Origin of the sequence: Bacillus sp. AM 13(2015) (assembly GCF_001518755.1) — a bacterium.
Taxonomy (GTDB): Bacteria; Bacillota; Bacilli; order Bacillales; family Bacillaceae; genus Bacillus; species Bacillus safensis.
The window spans coordinates 1-19779 of the sequence record NZ_LKCP01000036.1 but is presented as its reverse complement, the minus strand read 5'-3'; the positions used below and the strand labels follow the sequence as shown (position 1 = coordinate 19779).

At 40.4% G+C, this 19779-nt stretch carries 23 protein-coding genes and 1 riboswitch; of the genes, 21 read left to right on the top strand and 2 right to left on the bottom strand.

From position 1 onward, the window contains the following. Positions 1-24 precede the first annotated feature (24 nt). From gcvH to AOQ70_RS04505, 17 genes are all read left to right on the top strand, one after another. Positions 25-408 carry a glycine cleavage system protein GcvH gene (gcvH, locus tag AOQ70_RS04580; protein WP_008347039.1) on the top strand — a complete coding sequence of 128 codons (384 nt, stop codon included), beginning with the start codon at positions 25-27 and terminating at the stop codon, positions 406-408. Positions 409-452: 44 nt separating this feature from the next. Further along, entirely contained in the window at positions 453-689 is a 237-nt protein-coding gene (locus AOQ70_RS04575) for a YusG family protein (RefSeq protein ID WP_039181284.1), read from the top strand. Positions 690-820: 131 nt separating this feature from the next. After that, entirely contained in the window at positions 821-1165 is a 345-nt protein-coding gene (locus AOQ70_RS04570; protein ID WP_024423404.1) for a toprim domain-containing protein, read from the top strand. Between the two features lie 12 nt (positions 1166-1177). Continuing rightward, a complete protein-coding gene (locus tag AOQ70_RS04565) occupies positions 1178-1480 on the top strand; it encodes a thioredoxin family protein (protein ID WP_024426005.1) in 303 nt (100 codons plus the stop codon). A gap of 120 nt (positions 1481-1600) precedes the next feature. Beyond that, the gene (locus tag AOQ70_RS04560; RefSeq protein WP_059374994.1) at positions 1601-1927 is read left to right on the top strand and encodes an SCP2 sterol-binding domain-containing protein; all 327 of its coding nucleotides are present in this window, start codon (positions 1601-1603) and stop codon (positions 1925-1927) included. A 119-nt stretch (positions 1928-2046) separates the two neighbouring features. Further along, positions 2047-2155: riboswitch (SAM riboswitch) on the top strand. Positions 2156-2309: 154 nt separating this feature from the next. Continuing rightward, positions 2310-3335 carry a methionine ABC transporter ATP-binding protein gene (locus tag AOQ70_RS04555; protein WP_059375051.1) on the top strand — a complete coding sequence of 342 codons (1026 nt, stop codon included), beginning with the start codon at positions 2310-2312 and terminating at the stop codon, positions 3333-3335. Further along, positions 3328-3996, top strand: coding sequence for a methionine ABC transporter permease (locus AOQ70_RS04550; RefSeq protein ID WP_059374992.1), 669 nt, complete (start codon positions 3328-3330; stop codon positions 3994-3996). Before AOQ70_RS04555 ends, AOQ70_RS04550 begins: the two co-directional genes overlap by 8 nt. 14 nt (positions 3997-4010) lie before the next feature. Beyond that, positions 4011-4832: a methionine ABC transporter substrate-binding lipoprotein MetQ gene (gene metQ, locus AOQ70_RS04545; protein ID WP_024423400.1), complete on the top strand. Its 822-nt coding sequence runs from the start codon at positions 4011-4013 to the stop codon at positions 4830-4832. A 103-nt stretch (positions 4833-4935) separates the two neighbouring features. After that, positions 4936-5304, top strand: a complete 369-nt coding sequence (locus AOQ70_RS04540; RefSeq protein ID WP_003212803.1) for a carboxymuconolactone decarboxylase family protein — start codon at positions 4936-4938, stop codon at positions 5302-5304. Positions 5305-5519: 215 nt separating this feature from the next. Beyond that, positions 5520-5654, top strand: coding sequence for a hypothetical protein (locus tag AOQ70_RS20060; protein WP_254965641.1), 135 nt, complete (start codon positions 5520-5522; stop codon positions 5652-5654). A gap of 213 nt (positions 5655-5867) precedes the next feature. Beyond that, positions 5868-6653 carry a Fe-S cluster assembly ATPase SufC gene (gene sufC, locus AOQ70_RS04535; RefSeq protein WP_007500355.1) on the top strand — a complete coding sequence of 262 codons (786 nt, stop codon included), beginning with the start codon at positions 5868-5870 and terminating at the stop codon, positions 6651-6653. Between the two features lie 18 nt (positions 6654-6671). Next, positions 6672-7985: a Fe-S cluster assembly protein SufD gene (sufD, locus tag AOQ70_RS04530; RefSeq protein ID WP_024423399.1), complete on the top strand. Its 1314-nt coding sequence runs from the start codon at positions 6672-6674 to the stop codon at positions 7983-7985. Next, the gene (locus AOQ70_RS04525) at positions 7985-9205 is read left to right on the top strand and encodes a cysteine desulfurase (RefSeq protein ID WP_059374990.1); all 1221 of its coding nucleotides are present in this window, start codon (positions 7985-7987) and stop codon (positions 9203-9205) included. Before sufD ends, AOQ70_RS04525 begins: the two co-directional genes overlap by 1 nt. After that, positions 9195-9641, top strand: coding sequence for a Fe-S cluster assembly sulfur transfer protein SufU (gene sufU / locus AOQ70_RS04520; RefSeq protein WP_008347017.1), 447 nt, complete (start codon positions 9195-9197; stop codon positions 9639-9641). Before AOQ70_RS04525 ends, sufU begins: the two co-directional genes overlap by 11 nt. 17 nt (positions 9642-9658) lie before the next feature. Beyond that, positions 9659-11056, top strand: coding sequence for a Fe-S cluster assembly protein SufB (gene sufB, locus AOQ70_RS04515; RefSeq protein ID WP_007500362.1), 1398 nt, complete (start codon positions 9659-9661; stop codon positions 11054-11056). 324 nt (positions 11057-11380) lie between these two features. Then, positions 11381-11947 (top strand): TetR/AcrR family transcriptional regulator, encoded by a 567-nt coding sequence (locus AOQ70_RS04510; RefSeq protein ID WP_058838126.1) that lies wholly within the window; start codon positions 11381-11383, stop codon positions 11945-11947. 57 nt (positions 11948-12004) lie between these two features. Then, the gene (locus AOQ70_RS04505) at positions 12005-13861 is read left to right on the top strand and encodes an alpha/beta fold hydrolase (protein WP_059374988.1); all 1857 of its coding nucleotides are present in this window, start codon (positions 12005-12007) and stop codon (positions 13859-13861) included. A gap of 167 nt (positions 13862-14028) precedes the next feature. Here the strand turns inward: AOQ70_RS04505 and AOQ70_RS04500 are convergent, their stop codons facing one another. Beyond that, on the bottom strand, positions 14029-14673 hold the full coding sequence (locus AOQ70_RS04500; RefSeq protein ID WP_059374987.1) for an FMN-dependent NADH-azoreductase: 645 nt from the start codon (positions 14671-14673) through the stop codon (positions 14029-14031). A gap of 81 nt (positions 14674-14754) precedes the next feature. On the opposite strand from AOQ70_RS04500, the gene AOQ70_RS04495 reads away from it, so the two are divergent. Next, on the top strand, positions 14755-15687 hold the full coding sequence (locus AOQ70_RS04495) for a helix-turn-helix transcriptional regulator (RefSeq protein ID WP_059374985.1): 933 nt from the start codon (positions 14755-14757) through the stop codon (positions 15685-15687). Positions 15688-15766: 79 nt separating this feature from the next. Here AOQ70_RS04495 and AOQ70_RS04490 read toward each other — a convergent pair whose 3' ends face one another. Further along, on the bottom strand, positions 15767-16975 hold the full coding sequence (locus tag AOQ70_RS04490) for a DUF418 domain-containing protein (protein WP_059374983.1): 1209 nt from the start codon (positions 16973-16975) through the stop codon (positions 15767-15769). Between the two features lie 250 nt (positions 16976-17225). Here AOQ70_RS04490 and AOQ70_RS04485 point away from each other — a divergent pair, with 250 nt between their 5' ends. Genes AOQ70_RS04485 through psiE form a run of 3 tightly spaced genes read left to right on the top strand, consistent with a single transcriptional unit; the run spans position 17226 to position 19681 of the window. Next, the gene (locus AOQ70_RS04485; protein WP_059374981.1) at positions 17226-17921 is read left to right on the top strand and encodes a response regulator transcription factor; all 696 of its coding nucleotides are present in this window, start codon (positions 17226-17228) and stop codon (positions 17919-17921) included. Next, positions 17908-19215, top strand: a complete 1308-nt coding sequence (locus AOQ70_RS04480) for a HAMP domain-containing sensor histidine kinase (protein ID WP_059374978.1) — start codon at positions 17908-17910, stop codon at positions 19213-19215. The genes AOQ70_RS04485 and AOQ70_RS04480 overlap by 14 nt, the downstream gene beginning before the upstream one ends. Before the next feature lie 37 nt (positions 19216-19252). Next, complete coding sequence (gene psiE, locus AOQ70_RS04475; RefSeq protein ID WP_039181241.1) at positions 19253-19681, top strand: phosphate-starvation-inducible protein PsiE; 429 nt, start codon at positions 19253-19255, stop codon at positions 19679-19681. Positions 19682-19779: the final 98 nt, after the last annotated feature.

The following is a 19779-nucleotide window of genomic DNA, read 5'->3' as shown; positions in this document are numbered from 1 at the left end:
AAGAAAAGACTGGAGGGGTATTGAATGAGCACACCAAAAGATTTACGTTATTCAGAAGAACATGAATGGGTCAAAGTAGAAGGAGATAAGGTGCGTATCGGTATCACGCATTTTGCTCAATCTGAGCTTGGCGATATCGTGTTCGTTGAGCTTCCTGAAGTAGGAGACAAAATCACAGCGGACGAGCCTTTCGGAAGTGTAGAATCAGTGAAAACAGTTTCTGAACTTTATGCACCGATCAATGGCACAATCGTCGAAGTGAACGATGAGCTGGATGACAGCCCAGAATTCGTCAACGACTCTCCATATGAAAAAGCATGGATGATCGTTGTAGAACCAGCTGATGCATCTGAAATCGAGAACTTAATGACTGCTGAGCAATATGAAGAAATGACAAAAGAAGACTAATTCATGTGAAATTGGACACTCTACCTTTATGGGGGGTGTCCAATTTGTCTTTTCAAAAAGAACAGGTGGATATAACAGAGCATGTCACTGGACGATTCAAAGAAAGCGGCATGGTGCTTTATCATCAAAATGAAGAGATTGGCACAATGATTAGTGAAAACCAATATGAGCTGAAATCGGGATATTCCTATGATCAAAATCGTTTTTATCGTCTAACGGATACATTGACCGATGGGACAGAAAAATATGTAGACTGTGACGATGAAAATGGGTGGTGCTAATCACAGAGGAGACTGCAGTGAACAAAAACTGCAGTCTTTTTGATGACGAGGCGCCCAATCTTTACAACCTGAATGAAAGATTGTAATCTAAGGAAGAAGTGAATCAACGTCAAAAGGGCCGGGTGATCGTGATGAATGTCGAGATAGAAAAGGTCATCATTGTAGAAGGTAAAACAGACAAACAAAAGCTGAAAGAAGTCATAAGTGAACCTGTTACCATCATTTGCACCAATGGCACGATCAGTACATCGAAGCTGGACCAGCTTGTGGACGATTTAGTGGGGAAAGACGTTTACATACTAGCAGACAGTGACGATGCAGGCGACAAACTGCGGAAGCAATTTCGAAAAGAATTCCCTGAAGCACTTCATCTTTTTGTCGACAGAACGTACCGCGAAGTGGCCGCTTCACCGTCAGCCCACATTGCATCTATCCTATTAGCTGCAAACATTGATGTTCATTCGAAATATTTATGAGGGTGGACGTATATGAAAGAGATTGAAGAACACGAATTCAAAGAGATAGAGGACGATTTATTTCTTTTATACTTATATACACCGTTTTGTGGAACATGCCAGCTGGCAAAGAAAATGCTGGCAGTCGTAGACGCCATGCAGCCGGATGTACCATTTTACGAAAACAATTTAAACTACTCACCAGGTTTTGCAAAAGCATTTGAGATCGAGAGTGTTCCTTGCTTTCTACTGTTTAAAAAAGGAGAATTGGTGCAAAAAGGCTATGCCTTTCACTCAGTTCCATATCTTCATGAAATGATTGAAACCGCTAAATAAAGCGGTTTTTTGTCATATTTCAAGAAATTCATTTGAAAATTTGTCGAGTTATTTATAAAGGACAAGAAGATGTTTGTAGAGAAATGTTATGTATAACCAAATGACAGGGAGGTTATACATGTGGAAAATGTGAAAGCCCATGGTAACACAGGGCAGCGTTTACTATTAAAACCGCTGCTCTCATCATCATCCTTGAAGATTACATTTGAGGCGGAAACTGACTCTTGTACATTGATTGTGGATGAACGTGGTGAAGTGAAGAAACTACCTGCAATTGAGTTATCGGATCTCATCTTTTATGGTGAGAGGAAAGAGATTCTACAATTATTAGATGGAGATATGTCCTTACAGCAGTTAATCAGCAGGGGACAAGTCAAAGTCAAAGGGTCATTCCGTGCGCTCCTTAGACTAGAGGCAGTGCTTTGGCTGACGAACGGTTTTTCGTAAAATGAATAACGTAGTTGTTTACTTGGAAATTAGTAGCGATTTACAGCGTTGACATATCTCAGATAGCATGATATTCTACGTTAGTAAAAACATGAACATCACATAAAACAACATATTTTCTCTTATTAAGAGAGGTGGAGGGACGTGCCCTATGAAACCCGGCAACCGTCAGCATAGCTGAAATTGGTGCCAATTCACTCAAAGCCGCAGCGCTTTGAAAGATGAGAGAAAGGCGTAATTGACATAAAAGGCCTTTCTGCTTGCGTTGCAGTTAGGTCTTTTTTACTGACCTGGCGTCATGCTAGAGTCATGACAGAAAGAAGAATAAATAACGTATGTGATGGAAACCTATAGATTCAGCAAGAAAGCAGGTGATCAGACTGTGATCCATTTACAGAATGTATCAAAAACGTATCATTCAAAAAGCGGAAATGTTGATGCCGTGAAAGACGTCAACTTGAATATTGATAAAGGTGAAATATTCGGAATTATCGGGTATAGTGGTGCAGGAAAAAGCTCGCTTATTCGCCTATTAAACGGTCTGGAGCTGCCAACAGAAGGAATTGTTGAAGTGGCAGGCAACCGGATCAATGAAGTATCGAATGCGAAACTTCGGAAAGCAAGACAAGAAATCAGCATGATCTTCCAGCACTTTAACCTACTTTGGTCAAGAACGGTGAGACAAAATATTATGTTCCCGCTTGAGATCGCAGGGGTACCGACATCAAAACGGAGAGAACGTGCGAATGAACTGATTAAATTGGTCGGTTTAGAAGGAAAAGAAAATGCGTATCCGTCTCAGCTTAGCGGCGGGCAAAAACAGCGTGTCGGCATTGCGAGAGCATTAGCGAATGATCCAAAGGTTCTTCTATGTGACGAAGCGACATCTGCGCTAGATCCGCAAACGACCGATTCAATCCTTGAACTTTTGGCCGATATTAATAAACGACTAGGGCTCACGATTGTGCTCATTACACACGAAATGCACGTCATACGCAAAATTTGTCATCGCGTCGCAGTCATGGAAAATGGACGTATTGTCGAAGAAGGCGAAGTATTGCGCGTCTTCAGACAGCCGAAGGAAGAAATGACGAAGCGATTTGTGAAACAGCTTGCGGAACCAGAAGAAGCGAAAGAAACAATCGAGCACGTCCTAGAGCGAGTAAAAGAAGGTCAGGTCGTACGGTTGTCCTTTATTGGAGACTCTGCCGAGCAGCCACTGATCACAGAAATCATTCGATCGTTTCATGTCGATGTGAACATTCTTCAAGGGAAAATTTCTCAAACGCAGGAAGGTGCGTTTGGAACACTCTTTATCCACATTAATGGAGAAGAGACCGAGGTAGAAAAAGCCATCGCCTATATCCAAAGCAAACAGGTTGAAATCGAGGTGATGACACATGTTTGAGAAATGGTTTCCGAACGTTGATTTAGACGTCATCTGGAGTGCAACAGGAGAAACAGTTTATATGACACTGATTTCATTGGCATTTGCCTTTGTCATCGGGATTATCCTAGGGCTCCTGCTCTTCCTTACAGGAAAAGGCGGTCTTTGGGAAAATAAACCGATTAACACCGTCATTGGGGCAGTCGTCAATATTTTCAGATCGATTCCTTTTATCATTCTAATCATTCTATTATTAGGATTTACAAAACTCATTATGGGCACGATTCTTGGTCCAAATGCAGCACTCCCTGCCCTTGTCATAGGGTCAGCTCCATTCTATGCACGTCTTGTCGAAATTGCACTGCGTGAGGTAGACAAAGGAGTCATTGAAGCAGCACGATCAATGGGAGCAAAAACATCGACAATCATTTTCAAAGTATTGCTGCCAGAATCATTGCCAGCCCTTATTTCAGGTATTACCGTAACAGCGATTGCTCTAATTGGCTCTACTGCGATTGCAGGTGCAATTGGAGCAGGCGGACTTGGTGACCTCGCCTATGTGGAAGGGTACCAATCTGGTAATACAGATGTCACACTTGTAGCCACTGTGTTTATTCTCATCATCGTCTTTATTATTCAAATAATCGGTGATTTGATTACAAATAAAATTGATAAACGTTAAGGGAGGATTTATTCATGAAGAAATTGATTTTAAGTGCACTATTTCTAGCATTTGCAGGTATTTTAGCTGCGTGCGGTTCATCTAATAACGCAAGTGAAAGCAAAACCATTACGGTTGCCGCATCAAAAACGCCGCATGCCGAAATTCTTGAAGAAGCAAAACCACTTCTAAAAGAAAAAGGCTACGATTTAAAAGTGAAAGTACTTAGCGATTATAAAATGTACAACAAAGCGTTAGCTGAAAAAGAAGTGGATGCGAACTTTTTCCAACATATCCCTTACTTAAACGAAGAAAATAAATCAAACAAAGATTATAACCTAGTGAGTGCTGGTGCGGTTCACCTTGAGCCTTTCGGTATCTACTCTAAGAAATACAAATCAGTAAAAGATATTCCAAACGGCGGAACAATCATCATGACAAACAACGTAGCTGAACAAGGCCGTATGCTTGCCCTTCTGCAAAATGCTGGTGTCATCAAACTTGATCCAAAGGTTGATACAATCAACGCAACAGTAAAGAACATTAAAGAAAACCCAAAGAACCTAAAATTCAAAAAAATCGCGCCTGAATTAACTGCGAAAGCTTATGAAAACAGTGAAGGCGATGCTGTATTTATCAACGTCAACTATGCGATCCAAAATAAATTGAATCCGAAAAAAGATTCAATCGAACTTGAGCAAACAAAGAACAACCCATATGCAAACATCGTTGCGGTTCGCAAAGGTGACGAAAAATCAGATAAGATCAAGGCATTAATGGAAGTTCTTCACTCTGATAAAATCAAAGAATTCATCGACAAAAAATATGACGGTGCAGTATTGCCTGTATCTGAATAACAACATTTCAACCTCGCTTTCCTCAAAGCGAGGTTTTTTGTGTATTTTTTCAAATCTCGCTCATAATAAAAACGTACAAATGACCTGAAGGGATGGAATCAAAATGAATGAACAGCATATGAGCGGATCCATGCAGCAATCACTGACTGATTATAAAACCGCAATGGGTGAATTCCAGAAGAAAATGCCGGTGTTTGGAAAGAAATTCAATGAATTTACGGAGCAGTGCTTTCAAAGCGATTCATTAACGCAAAAGGAAAAACAAATGATTGCCCTTGGCATCAGTATTCACGCGCAGGATGAATACTGCATGATTTATCATACAAAGGGAGCGCTCGATCAAGGGGCGACAGAAGAGAATCTGCTAGAGGTTGTGAGCGTGGCGGCAGCTTTTGGCGGCGGGGCAGCACTAAGCCAAGGAATCACTGTCGTTCAGCAATGTATTGATGAATTTGGAGGACAGACGCATTAAAAGAAGGAAAACAAGGTATTTTTCCATATCAAGGAGTTGAGTACTTCTCAACCGAATGTGTGAGAAAATATGACGTCATAGAGCGTCATATCCCTTTTGAGTGAAGCCGCATACGTTTGCTACAATAAAGCTACACTCAAGGAAGGGAATGGTTTATTATTTGTTCGGACCATAGTACACTGGGATTGGATTATACCGCCGAGATGGAAAAGGCCATGCATCAAGCTCATGGCATGAGCTATGCAGAGTACGAAAGAGACCATGACTTAAGGATGAAAGTGGAATATAAACGAGAGCAGTCCTATCGAGATGAGAAAAGACAGCTTGCAAAAATGAATATAAGAGGCTAATAATAGCTGAGGGGCGGGGAGAACAGTTTCCCGCCCTTTCTTTATGAAAACAGTCTTTTCGACATAAATCCTTTTATCTACCTGCTTTTTTTGTTAGAATTTTGAGAGCATCCTCTCACGCTTATCGTGAATGTGTTGTATTCAGTTTTAATTTGTTATAAAATTAGAATGAGAATAAATTGAGAATAATGATTATTTTGGAGGTATCGATATATGACTGCTTCGACATTAACAATTAAGGACTTGCACGTTGAGATTGAAGGGAAAGAAATCTTAAAGGGTGTAAACCTCGAGATAAAAGGTGGAGAATTCCACGCAGTAATGGGACCAAACGGAACAGGTAAATCTACTTTATCTGCTGCAATTATGGGTCACCCTAAATATGAAGTAACAAAAGGCAGCATCTTGCTTGATGGCGAAGATGTCCTTGAAATGGAAGTAGATGAGCGCGCTCAAGCTGGTCTTTTCCTTGCGATGCAATACCCATCTGAAATCAGCGGTGTTACAAATGCTGACTTCCTTCGTTCTGCTATTAACGCACGCAGAGAAGAAGGCGATGAAATCTCTCTTATGAAATTCATCCGCAAAATGGACGAAAACATGGAGTTCCTTGAAATGGATCCAGATATGGCACAGCGCTACCTAAACGAAGGTTTCTCAGGCGGGGAGAAAAAACGCAACGAAATTCTTCAATTAATGATGATTGAACCAAAGATCGCCATCCTTGACGAAATCGATTCTGGTCTTGATATCGATGCCCTGAAAGTTGTTTCTAAAGGAATTAACAAAATGCGCGGCGAAAGCTTCGGCTGCTTAATGATCACTCACTATCAGCGTCTACTGAACTACATCACACCAGATCACGTTCATGTCATGATGCAAGGTCGTATCGTGAAATCTGGCGGACCAGAACTTGCGCAGCGTCTAGAAGCAGAAGGCTATGATTGGATTAAAAAAGAGTTAGGAATTGAAGACGAAACTGTTGGTCAAGAAGCGTAAGCGTTAGGAGGATTATTGATGACATTAGAAACGAAATTATCAGTAGATCAAGATTATGTCAAAAGCTTCTCCGAGAAGCATCAGGAACCGGCATGGATGAGCTCCCTTCGCTTACAGGCTCTTGAAAAAGCAGAAGACCTCCCAATGCCAAAGCCTGACAAAACGAATATTTCAAAATGGAATTTAACGAATTTCAAACAGCATACAGTCGAAAGTGCACCATTTGGATCATTAGAAGAGCTTCCAGAAGAAGTGAAATCTCTTATTGATTTAGAGGACACAGATAAGACAGTTTACATTCAGCGTGATCAAACGCCGGCCTATTTGTCTCTTTCAGCTGAAGCGAAAGACAAAGGTGTGATCTTCACTGATCTTCATACAGCGATTCGTGAGCATGGAGATTTAGTGAAACAATACTTCATGACAGATGCAGTGAAAGTGGATGAGCATAAACTAACAGCTTTACATGCTGCTTTAGTGAATGGCGGAGCTTTCCTCTATGTTCCGAAAAACGTTGAGCTTGAAGCACCAATTCAAGCTGTTTATCTTCATGAAAATGACGAAACGACATTGTTCAACCATGTCATCGTTGTAGCAGACGATCATAGTGCTGTGACATATGTAGAAAACTACATCAGTACAGCAAAACCGGAAGAAGCGATCTTCAATATCGTTTCTGAAGTGTTCACAGGTGCAAACGCCCGCGTCACATACGGTGCTGTAGATAACCTTGCAGAAGGTGTCACAGTCTATGTAAACAGACGTGGTATGGCAAATGGCCGTGACAGTAAAATCGAATGGGCGCTTGGTCTGATGAATGATGGAGACGTCGTATCTGAAAACATCACAAAACTGATGGGCGACGGTACATTTGGTGATACGAAATCAGTTGTTGTCGGCCGAGGAAACCAAACTGAAAACTTCACAACAAGCATCATCCACTTCGGTAAAAACTCTGAAGGGTATATTTTGAAGCATGGTGTGATGAAGGATCAAGCATCCTCTATCTTTAACGGAATTGGCAAAATCGAGCATGGCGCAACAAAGTCAAATGCAGAGCAGGAATCACGTGTCCTCATGCTGAGTGAGAAAGCACGCGGTGACGCAAACCCAATTCTATTAATTGATGAAGATGATGTGACAGCAGGGCACGCTGCTTCTGTTGGACGTGTCGATCCAATTCAATTGTACTACCTCATGAGCCGCGGAATTTCCAAAGAAGATGCAGAAAGACTTGTGATTTATGGCTTCTTAAATCCAGTTGTGAAAGAACTGCCGATTGAAGGAGTTAAAAAGCAGCTGATTTCTGTAATTGAAAGGAAAGTAAAATAATGAATATCAAAGACGTTCGTGAGCAATTTCCAATCCTTCATCAGCAAGTGAACGGACATGATTTGGTGTATTTGGACAGTGCAGCGACTTCTCAAAAACCAAGAGTGGTCATTGATGCAATGAATGAGTATTACCGGTCTTACAACTCGAACGTCCACCGGGGTGTTCATACCCTTGGCACAAGAGCAACGGACGCATACGAGGGTGCGAGAGAGAAAGTTCGTGCATTCATCCGTGCTTCATCTGTCCAGGAGATTATTTTTACTAGAGGTACAACGACTGCACTAAACACAGTGGCGATCAGCTATGCTAGAGCTAACCTCAAAGAAGGCGATGAGATTGTCATTACGCATATGGAGCATCATGCGAATATCATCCCTTGGCAGCAAGCAGCGAAAGCAACTGGCGCCACATTGAAATACATTCCGTTACAGGAAGACGGCACGCTATCGCTTGAAGATGTGAAGCAAACGATCACACATCAAACGAAAATCGTCGCTGTCACACATGTCTCAAACGTATTAGGAACCATCAACCCGATTAAAGAGATCGCCAAAATTGCCCACGAACATGGGGCAATCATTGTCGTCGACGGTGCACAAAGCACTCCGCACATGCAAATTGATGTTCAGGATCTAGATTGTGACTTTTTCGCATTCTCTGGGCATAAAATGTGTGGACCGACTGGCATCGGTGTGCTTTACGGGAAGAAGGACCTTTTGAATAATATGGAGCCTGCTGAGTTTGGCGGTGAAATGATCGACTTTGTGGATCTATATGATTCCACATGGAAAGAGCTGCCGTGGAAATTTGAAGCGGGAACACCGATTATTGCTGGAGCAGTTGGACTAGGAAAAGCAATTGACTTCTTAAATGACATTGGTATGGAGGAAGTCAGCCGTTACGAGCATCAGCTTGCGACTTACGCGCTTGAGCGCTTTAAGGAGCTTGACGGTGCGACTGTTTATGGACCGCAGCACCGAGCTGGGCTTGTGACATTTAACTTAGACGACGTCCATCCGCATGATGCGTCAACTGTTCTAGATACGGAAGGTGTCGCCATTCGTGCTGGACACCACTGTGCACAGCCGCTTATGAAATGGCTTGGTGTATCAGCGACTGCAAGAGCAAGCTTTTATCTGTATAATACAGAAGAAGAGATTGACAAACTGATTGCAGCGCTCCGTAAGACAAAGGAGTATTTTACGAATGTCTTTTAATGTAAACTTAGACACACTGTACAGACAAGTGATTATGGATCATTATAAAAATCCGAGAAACAAAGGTGTGTTAAACGACAGCATTGTCGTCGATATGAACAACCCTACGTGTGGTGACCGCATTCGTCTCACGATGAAAATCGAAGACGAAAAAGTCATCGATGCGAAATTTGAAGGAGAAGGATGCTCGATTTCGATGGCATCTGCCTCTATGATGACGCAGGCGATTAAAGGGAAAGATATTGAAACAGCTTTGAAAATGTCTCAGATTTTCTCCGATATGATGCTAGGAAAAGAATACGACGATTCCATTGATCTTGGTGACATTGAGGCGCTGCAGGGAGTGGCAAAATTCCCAGCGCGCATCAAATGTGCAACATTATCCTGGAAGGCGCTTGAAAAAGGCGCATCTGCCGAAGATAACGGCAAATCATAAGATTGGAGTGAAAATGGATGGCTAAAAAAATGCCAGATGTTGGTGAATATAAATACGGCTTTTCTGATAAAGACGTTTCCATTTTCCGTTCAGAGCGCGGACTGACAAAAGAGATCGTTGAAGAAATTTCTCGTATGAAAGAAGAGCCTCAGTGGATGCTCGACTTCCGTTTGAAATCTCTTGAGCACTTTTACAACATGCCGATGCCACAATGGGGCGGAGATTTAAATGCATTAAACTTTGATGAAATTACGTACTACGTAAAACCATCAGAACGCTCTGAGCGTTCTTGGGATGAAGTACCAGAAGAAATCAAACAAACCTTTGATAAGCTTGGAATCCCTGAAGCAGAGCAAAAGTACTTAGCAGGTGTATCTGCTCAGTATGAATCTGAAGTTGTGTATCACAACATGAAGCAAGATCTTGAAGATCTAGGCATTGTGTTTAAAGATACAGACAGTGCATTAAAAGAGAACGAAGACATCTTCCGTGAGCACTGGGCAAAAGTCATTCCTCCGACTGACAACAAATTTGCTGCGCTTAACTCGGCTGTATGGTCTGGTGGTTCATTCATCTACGTACCAAAAGGCGTAAAAGTAGATACACCACTTCAAGCATACTTCCGAATCAACTCTGAGAACATGGGTCAGTTCGAACGTACACTGATCATCGTTGATGAAGGCGCACACGTGCATTACGTAGAAGGCTGTACAGCTCCAGTTTACACAACAAACTCACTTCATAGTGCGGTTGTTGAAATCATCGTCAAAAAAGGCGGCTACTGCCGTTATACGACGATTCAGAACTGGGCAAACAACGTCTTCAACCTTGTGACAAAACGTACAGTATGTGAAGAGAATGCAACTATGGAGTGGATTGATGGAAACATCGGTTCTAAGCTGACAATGAAATACCCAGCGGTCATCCTAAAAGGTGAAGGCGCTCGTGGTATGACATTAAGTATTGCCCTAGCAGGTAAAGGTCAGCACCAAGATGCAGGTGCAAAAATGATTCACCTTGCACCAAACACATCTTCAACGATCGTATCGAAATCGATTTCCAAACAAGGCGGTAAAGTCACATACCGTGGAATCGTACACTTCGGACGCAAAGCAGAGGGTGCTCGCTCAAACATCGAGTGTGACACACTCATCATGGATAATAAATCAACATCTGATACGATCCCTTACAATGAAATCTTAAACGACAACATTTCATTAGAGCACGAAGCGAAGGTATCAAAAGTATCAGAAGAACAGCTATTCTACTTGATGAGCCGCGGGATTTCTGAAGAAGAAGCAACAGAAATGATCGTCATGGGCTTCATCGAGCCATTCACAAAAGAACTACCAATGGAATACGCCGTTGAAATGAACCGTTTGATTAAGTTTGAGATGGAAGGTTCTATTGGTTAATAAAGAATATTGATGCACAACGCTTTTTGAAGGCATTTAATTTCGAGTGATACCACTTGTTAATTAAGCCTTCATGGCGTTGTGTTTTTTTATGTGAATGTGGAGAGATATACAGTGTTCATCCTCAACAAATGGCTCTTATTCACATTCATGATGAAACGACAGATGTATTTAGTTCGTGAAGTCAGATCCATCCCTCCAATATCATCATCATTAAAGCCATCATATTTTTCTGTGGAATCAAACTTATTTCTAAATGAACATAAATACTTGCAACATTTAAATTAGTACTGTATAGTTCTAATTATGACAAAGGTAAAATTAATGAATCAAAAACGTGTGCTTGAAGTAGCTGCAACATTATTTTTGGAAAAAGGGTTTGCTTATACAAGTATGGATGAATTGGTACGTGTAAGCAAAGTGTCAAAGTCTAATGTGTATTATCACTTTTCTAATAAGGAGGAATTATTAGCAGGGGTCGTTGATTATTGGATTGACATGTATCAAGCTGCAATAGACGACGTAATTTCTCAGACCCAATTTTCAGTTGAAGATCGTATCCAACTGTTTTTAAAGCAATTATCACAAGGCGTTCAGTCGAGAGAGTATAAGGGCGGCTGTCCATTTATTACTCTTTATATTCAAAGTCCTGCACAGGCCACGCAAATAAAAGAAAAAATAGGTCTTTTTTTCACAGGATTACAAAAGAAAGTTTCTCTATTACTGAAACAAGGTGTAGAGAGCGGGGAATTCCGAAATACGATTCATATTGATGAGGTGGCATCACTTTTTATTACAAATCTTGAAGGAGCGTTATTTATTTCAGAAACATTGAAGGATGCCACTGTCATCACAAAAACAGCAGATCATTTATTTAACTTGCTTCGATAAAGAAGCATTTTTTTTACATTAAATTAGTACTAAGTAGTACTAAAAAGGAGACTTTATATGAAAACAGTATTTTTAACAGGTGGAACAGGCTTTATTGGAAAGCAATTAGTCGAAGAATTAGCCAAAGAGGATGTGAACATTCTTCTTTTAGTGAGGTCGAAAAGTAAAGCAACACGTATTTTTCAAGAAAGAGGCATTTTAAAACAGGAAGTGATGCACTTTATTGAAGGTGATTTAACGAAAGTAGATTTAGGTCTAAGTGCTAAAGATATGGAGATGGTGTTGAAAACGGATGTGCTGATTCACGCAGGAGGCCCCATGGATATTCAAGCGACAAGTAACGAGGCAGCTTCCGTCTTTTTAAATGGCGCCAAATATATTGGTGAATTAGCTAAAAGTATTCATCAATTGAAGGGCTTGCAGCATTTTATTCATGTTGTCGGTTATATGAGTCCCTTTGATGATGAAAATAGCAGGATTGCCATTGATGTGTTTAAAAAAGGAAACAATTATTTGAAAATCAAAAATCCATATGAGAGAACAAAATTTTTAGCAGACCTTTATATCCGTCAACAGGCCACAGCACTAGGTTATCCGCTGTCTGTCATTAATCCGCCAACTATAGTCGGCAGTAGTAAAACAGGGAGTACAGAGCAGATAGCAGGATTAGGTTTGCTTGTGACGAGTATACGAAGAGGGCTCATGCCGGTGATTCCTGGAGGTAAGGGATATAGGCTGCCACTGATTTCAAACGATGAGTTTGCAAAATTTATTGTGCAGGTTCTCAGGATCGAACAGCCGGCTATTCAAACATATACACTTGTTGAAGACAAAGAGAACGATCCGAACATTGCTGAATTATTAAGTGTGATGTCGGAAAGTATGAATATGAGGGCACCCAAAATCTCTGTCCCAATGCCGCTTATGAAAACAATAATGAAAAGTGGAGTAAGTAAAATAACAAACATTCCTTCTGATGGACTCAATTTTATGACTAAACGAACATTTTCAAATGCTTCAGTGAAAAACATAATGGGAGGGGATTGGTTTAAGAAGACGAGTGTCATGAACTTTATCCCTGCCGTAGTAGCTGATCTGGATTATCGAATGATGGATCAACATGGTGAGCATTATCATGTATTTGAGCGAACATTATGCGATAACAACACCCTTTACCAATTACAAGGAGAAGGGAAACCGTTTATTTTATTACATGGTTTATTGAGTGATGGAGAGGATTTATTTCCTTTAGCGCAAGAGCTTCATGAAAAAACGGGTCAACCTGTATGGATCTTGGATCTTCCTGGCTTGGGACGATCTCCTTTTAAACGAGAGAAAAACCTTCTAGATATCTACTTGAATGTAGTGAAAAAGTTATTGGAGAAAGCGACAAATGGTGCACATCTCATTGGTCATTCATTCGGTGCATTTATCTTACTTGAAGCATTGGGACAAGGGTACATAGATAAGAAGTATTCAATCACTTTACTTCAGCCGCCTGTTGCTAAAGAAAATGCTAAATCGCTAAATGTTCCACAATGGATGAACAAATGGACATTAAAATTAGCAACTTCTAAAATGATAGAGCGCTATTTATTAAGTAATGGTTTGTTTGAAAGGACGGAGAGCATCCCTGAACATTATATTGAAAAAATCAGAAACAGCTTTACTTCTCCTAGAATTTTAAATACGACGGTTCAGCTTAGCCATTTACTATTGAAAAACGATCACGGTGATTTCAATGAAGCAACAAAGCATAATCTTCACATGATTTGGGGGGAGTATGACAAAGGCTATTCTGCTCCATCGCATCTTGGTAAGGTTGATTTAGTTCCGTATGGCCATCATTTTCCTCTTAGCCATCCGCGTGAAACGGCAGTATTGGTTATAAAAAATAGTCTTACTAGTAGTTGAGAATGTGGCATAAATAAAGTATGTCGTAATTGAAATGAAGTCGCAGTGCTTGGGGTCTCGCCGATGTACATCAACTGAAAGATTTTATAGCACCCTAAAACGAAAAAGGTGATTTTTATCAAAAAATGCACGATTTTTCGTTTTGGGTCTTTTTGATTAAATAGAAGTTAACTAGGTGCATAAAACTCCTCTAAGGTTTTCGTCATATCATCAGATGCGGATTGTAAGATGGCATCTTGCTCTAAAATCGCTGTTCCTTGTGCTCGGACAATATGAAATTGTTGAAAGCCCATCAAGTTTTGGAATATTTCTTTTAGGTAATGATGTGAAAATTCCAGAGGTGTATATCGATCGTTATTTGTGAAAATTGAGCCGCTTGCTTGAAGTAAAAGTACACGATAATCGTCAGTCATCAGACCAACAGAACCACTTTCTGTATATTTGAACGTTTCTCTCGCAATAAAGATATTATCTATATAATCTTTCATTCGTGAAGTCACATTGAAATTATGAACAGGTGACACGATCACAATTCGATGATGTGCTTTGAATTGAGCCAATAAAGCAGATGAAGCAGCGGCGATTTTTTCCTCGGCAGCCGTTAATGCTTGTTTGGATGCTTGCTTATCCCAAATTCCTAGCAGCTGTTCTTTTTCGATACGAGGGATTTCAGTTCCATATAAATGTAAAATGGTTGGTTCTTCATGAGGAAACCTTTCTTTAAATTGTGTTAAAAATAGTGTTTGCAGTTTGTTTGAATAACTTTCTCGATGAGTGAAATCTGGGTGCGCGTTAATGATTAATGTATGCATGTACATGCTCCTTTTCTTTTGATAAGCTGAGTATAAATGATAAAGGTGACAAAAGAAGTCACCTTTTTAAGAGGGAAACAAATGAAAAAATCAGAACGATTAAATCAAGAACTTATTTTTTTAAGTGATAAACACTCTTTTCAATTAAAGGATTTACAATCCGAATTTGACATTTCTAAAAGGACGGCTTTAAGGGATATAGAAGAGCTAGAGTCAATGGGCTTAGCTTTTTACGTTGAAAATGGCAGACACGGAGGATATCGACTGGTGAATCAATCTCCATTGGTACCTATTTATTTCAATATAGAAGAAGTCCTAGCTATTTTTTTCGCACTTAAAGCGCTAGACCTGGTGTCAGCAACACCATTTAAAAAATCCTACTCACAAATTCGCCAAAAGCTGTTTGCCACAATGTCTGATGAGAGAAAGCAAATGATTACGGAGACTTTGGATGTGATTCATTACTATAATGTCGCACCAGTTAGTGAACAAAATCATTTGGAATTGATTTTACAGGCGATAATGGAAGATCAAATAGTGAAGATGACTTACACTCAATATGAAAATAAATGGATGAGGCTGCAATTTCTTGAGTTGTTTTATCGAAATGGCATTTGGTTTTCTCAAGCATATGATGTTCAAAATAAAAAGTGGGGCATCTATAGATGTGACTTTATGAAGGACATGGTGATTGAAGAAGAAATCAGAGACACATTTACAAAGGAAGAATTAAAAGAACTGCAACTCGAATATGAAAAAAATTATCATGATATCTCATTTAAATGTCGATTAACGGAACAAGGAAAAGAAAAGTTTTTGAAGCACCATTACCCAAATATGAGATTGGAGATCATTGATCAGATCCCTTATATTGTGGGTGGATACAACCAAGAAGAATTATCGTATATGACACACTATTTGATGTCATTTGGGAAACATGTGAAAATTGAATACCCAGATGAATTGAAAGAAAGTTATTTGAATCAATTGCGAGAAGTGATTGACCAGTATTGAATCACAAAAAACTAATATACTACAGAAAAGGCGAACCATTAAAGTTCGCCTTTTCTCACTCTTTTTAACTACTATGATGTCAGTTACTTCGCCACATGCATTGTGCTTGTTTTCGATTTATCATAACCTTTCCATATGTCAGTTGACGCCAAATAAACTCCATCGGACCATATTTAAACCGCTTTAACCATAGTGTACTGAAGAGCACTAGGAAGACATAAACCCCCAGCCCAATCATGAACGTGCCAGCTGGCTGAAGATGATTGGCAAGTCCGGCTCCGTATTTCAGAAATAGCATTGTGCCAATGATGGAGTGAAGCAAATAACAGGTCAGTGACATGCGTCCGACTTTGGTAAAGACCATCAAAGCACCACGCAGCTGAGGAACGTGAATAAACAGCATCGCAAGTGTACTCATATAGAACATACTGCCTGTTAATCCGCCGTTTTGTTCAAGGACAGAGGCTATGTCCACCAATAGTGTATTTTCAAAAGGATTGACCGCTACTATGATCGTGCTGCTCTGTGTAATTAGAAACGCGATTGTGAAAATGATCCAAATGCGACTCCAAATCGCTTTTTTCGCCCCCATGTTTTTGAATAACTCCATTTTCACAAAATACACACCAAGTAAAAACATGAGGAACATAGAATAGATCATAGAAAATGAACCAGAAGCCATTGTGGCCAAATCTGTCCACCGGTCACCAATAGATGCTAGATAAGTCAGGCTGTTGTGGCTGGCTAGCTCGAAGTCAGCAAAATCCGGCTTGCCTGATGATACTGTGTTAACGGTATTGAACAGCATCGTGAAAAAAGGAGTGAGCAATTGAATCACAAAGAGCGTGATGAGCCAGTACAGGATGGTTTTAGCTTTACGTTTATAAAAGAAAAGTAACAAAAAGCCAGCGGCAGCATAATGGGTCAAAATATCACCAATCCAAACAAAGGTGACATGCAGGAGACCAATTCCTAAGAGAATGGCTAACCTGCGTGCAAACAGCTTGTTTGGGCTGTCAACCTTCTGAGCAGCTCGGTCCATAAAAATCATAAAACCAACCCCGAATAGAAAGGAAAACAGTGTAATGAATTTCCCCGAGGCAAACCAATTCACCACATTGTGAAAGACATCATTTGACTGCATGTCAAATCCCTTGGCCGAATCCACGATCAAAAAGTAATTGACTAGAATAATCCCCATTAAGGCGAATCCTCGTACGATGTCCAAGAAATGAACCCTTTCTCGCAGACTCATCGGTTGTCCGTGTGCTACTTTGTTTGCATTCATATCCATGCTCCTTTTCTTGTTATGATAAATGTCATTCGGATCAATTCATTGATCCTTACAATGAATCAATATACGGCTCAATTCTTAACAATTTATGAAGATCCAATTTTTTGAAAATAAATGTGACAAATTGATGGCGTATGCTCAACTTCATAAACTGTTAAGGTTTATGCTGTATCTTTTCACATAGCTAGATGATATATAGTAAAGACATAAAAGAAAGAACATCACATTACATGAGGTGAGAGACATGACCCATCGAATATTAGTCGTAGAAGATGATCAGGATATTGGTGAACTTCTGCAGGAATCCCTTACACGTGCAGGATATGAGGTGTTAAGAGCGATGAATGGCGAGCAAGCATTGAAGGTTGTGGATGATTCGCTCGATTTGGTGATTTTAGATGTGATGATGCCAGGGCTCTCAGGCATCGAAACGTGCCAGCACATAAGAGCTTCATCTAACGTTCCGATTCTATTTCTGACAGCCAAGTCGAGCACATTCGATAAAACTGAAGGATTACTTGCCGGTGGGGATGATTATATGACAAAGCCCTTCTCAGAAGAGGAGCTTCATGCTAGAGTCATTGCACAATTACGCAGGTATACCGTCTATCAGGAAAAGAAGGAGCAGGTAGAGACCTTTCTTGTTGGGGGCAAACTGAGGGTAAGTGAAGAATTTAATGAAGTATGGAAAGAAAACCAGCAAATTAAGCTGTCTGATCTAGAATATCGGATGTTAAAGCTGCTCATGAGCAGGCGAAACAAAATATTTTCTGCTCAAAATATTTATGAAAGCGTATGGGGACAGCCCTATTTCTATTGTTCCAACAATACGGTGATGGTGCATATTCGAAAGCTTCGTGCCAAAATTGAAGATGATCCTGCGCGCCCTGTATATATCAAAACCGAATGGGGAAGAGGATATCGATTTGGCACATCGTAAATATACACTGGCCAAAAAGCTGGCGCTGTTGATTTTGGCGGCTGCAATCGTAAGTGGTATTGTCTTTTTGACACTGCAAAAGATCACCAATGATTTGATCGATGGATATTTGAGTTCAGACGAGTATTACGAGCAGGAGTCAGCCAAGTATATACAAAAATTCAGCCGCTACGTGTCTGAGAATGAGCTGTCTTCAACGGATCGAAAAGCGTTTGGCGAGTGGGTGAAAAAAGAGAATTACATTAATTTGACCATTTTCAAGGATCAAGTGCTGCAATATGACTCTATTTATTCCGCTGCCGATGAATCGGCGTACGGAAAAGAAAAGATGACCCAGTACGCTGAACACCATTCGTATCCGATTCAGTTTAGCGACGGTAAAGGCCGCGTCATGGTGGACGGTTTCTATTCATCTCGCTACCATGATCTTGCCTTTACACTCGAGCTGCTCGGGGCGACGCTTATATTTCTCCTCATAGTTCTTCTTGGCATTCGCAAAAGTCTGCGCTACCTGCAAATGATTCATCAAGAGATTCATATTCTTGAAGGCGGAGAGCTGGACTATGAGATGACGGTAAAAGGGCATGATGAATTAGCGATGATTGCCAAAAGTATTGAGGATCTGCGAAAAGCCTTTTTAGACAAGCTTCAAGCCATTGATGAGCTGCAAGAAGAGAGCCGCAGCTTGGTCACCGAAATGTCCCATGATATGAGGACACCGCTGACGTCGTTGATGATGAATCTGGAGTTTGCGAAAAAAGAGGAGACTGGAGCGAATACCCGTAAAGATCAATATATAGCGAGTGCCTACGGGAAAGCACTGCAATTAAAAAATCTGTCTGATAATCTGTTTGCCTATTTTCTGCTGGATAAAGAACATGAATCTGAGCTTGAGACCGTTGCGGTCAAAGAGGTGATTTACGATCTCCTGTCAGATCAGGTGGCCATCCTGCATCAAGAGAACTTTAAGGTTCATCTTTTAGGAGAGCTGCCTGACAGCTATATCAATGTGAATGTCGAGCTGATTGGCCGAGTATTTGATAATGTGATGTCCAATTTAAGGAAATATGCAGATTCTAAAAAGGATATCAATCTAACGTTTTTATCCGATCAAGAAATCTTTGAGATCCATATCAGCAATGCGATAAACGAGACAAATGACACGCAGGAAAGTACTGGACTTGGTGAACGAAGCATCAAACGAATGATGTCCCGCATGCACGGTCAGTTTGAAAGTATAGAAAGGAACGATGTTTACTACATCGTGCTGCGATTTTGGAACATCAAAATGTAGAAAACAAATGAATATACTGGAATGGAGAGACAACTCAATGAAACGATTCAACAACTTCCAAAAGATACCTGATCTCTTACAAGGCCTTCTCAATATCTGTCTGTTCTTTTTGGCCATCGCTTTAAGTGTTCTCTTAATCAGTGAAACATGGTACATTGTCCAATTTGTTTATAAGACACTGTTCAACAAAGGAGAAAGCTATTATGGAATGCTTGGGGAACTGCTGATCTTCTTTATGTACTTTGAGTTTATTGCCTTAATTATTAAATACTTTAAATCTAACTTTCATTTTCCGCTTCGTTATTTTATTTATATAGGGATCACAGCTGTTATCCGTTTAATTATCATTGATCATGAAGAGGCGGTATCGACCTTCTGGTGGGCGCTGGCCATTCTTGCTATGACTTGTGCACTCTTTATTGCGAGCAAAAGAGATGCTGCCCAAGAGCATGAGGAAGTGAAGTAAGGAAAGAGGGAACGATGGACGTTCGTCTTTTGTTCATTCATAAAGTAGATGTACAGTATGATGAAAGGCGTTTGACAAAGCACCGACTTCATTTGACA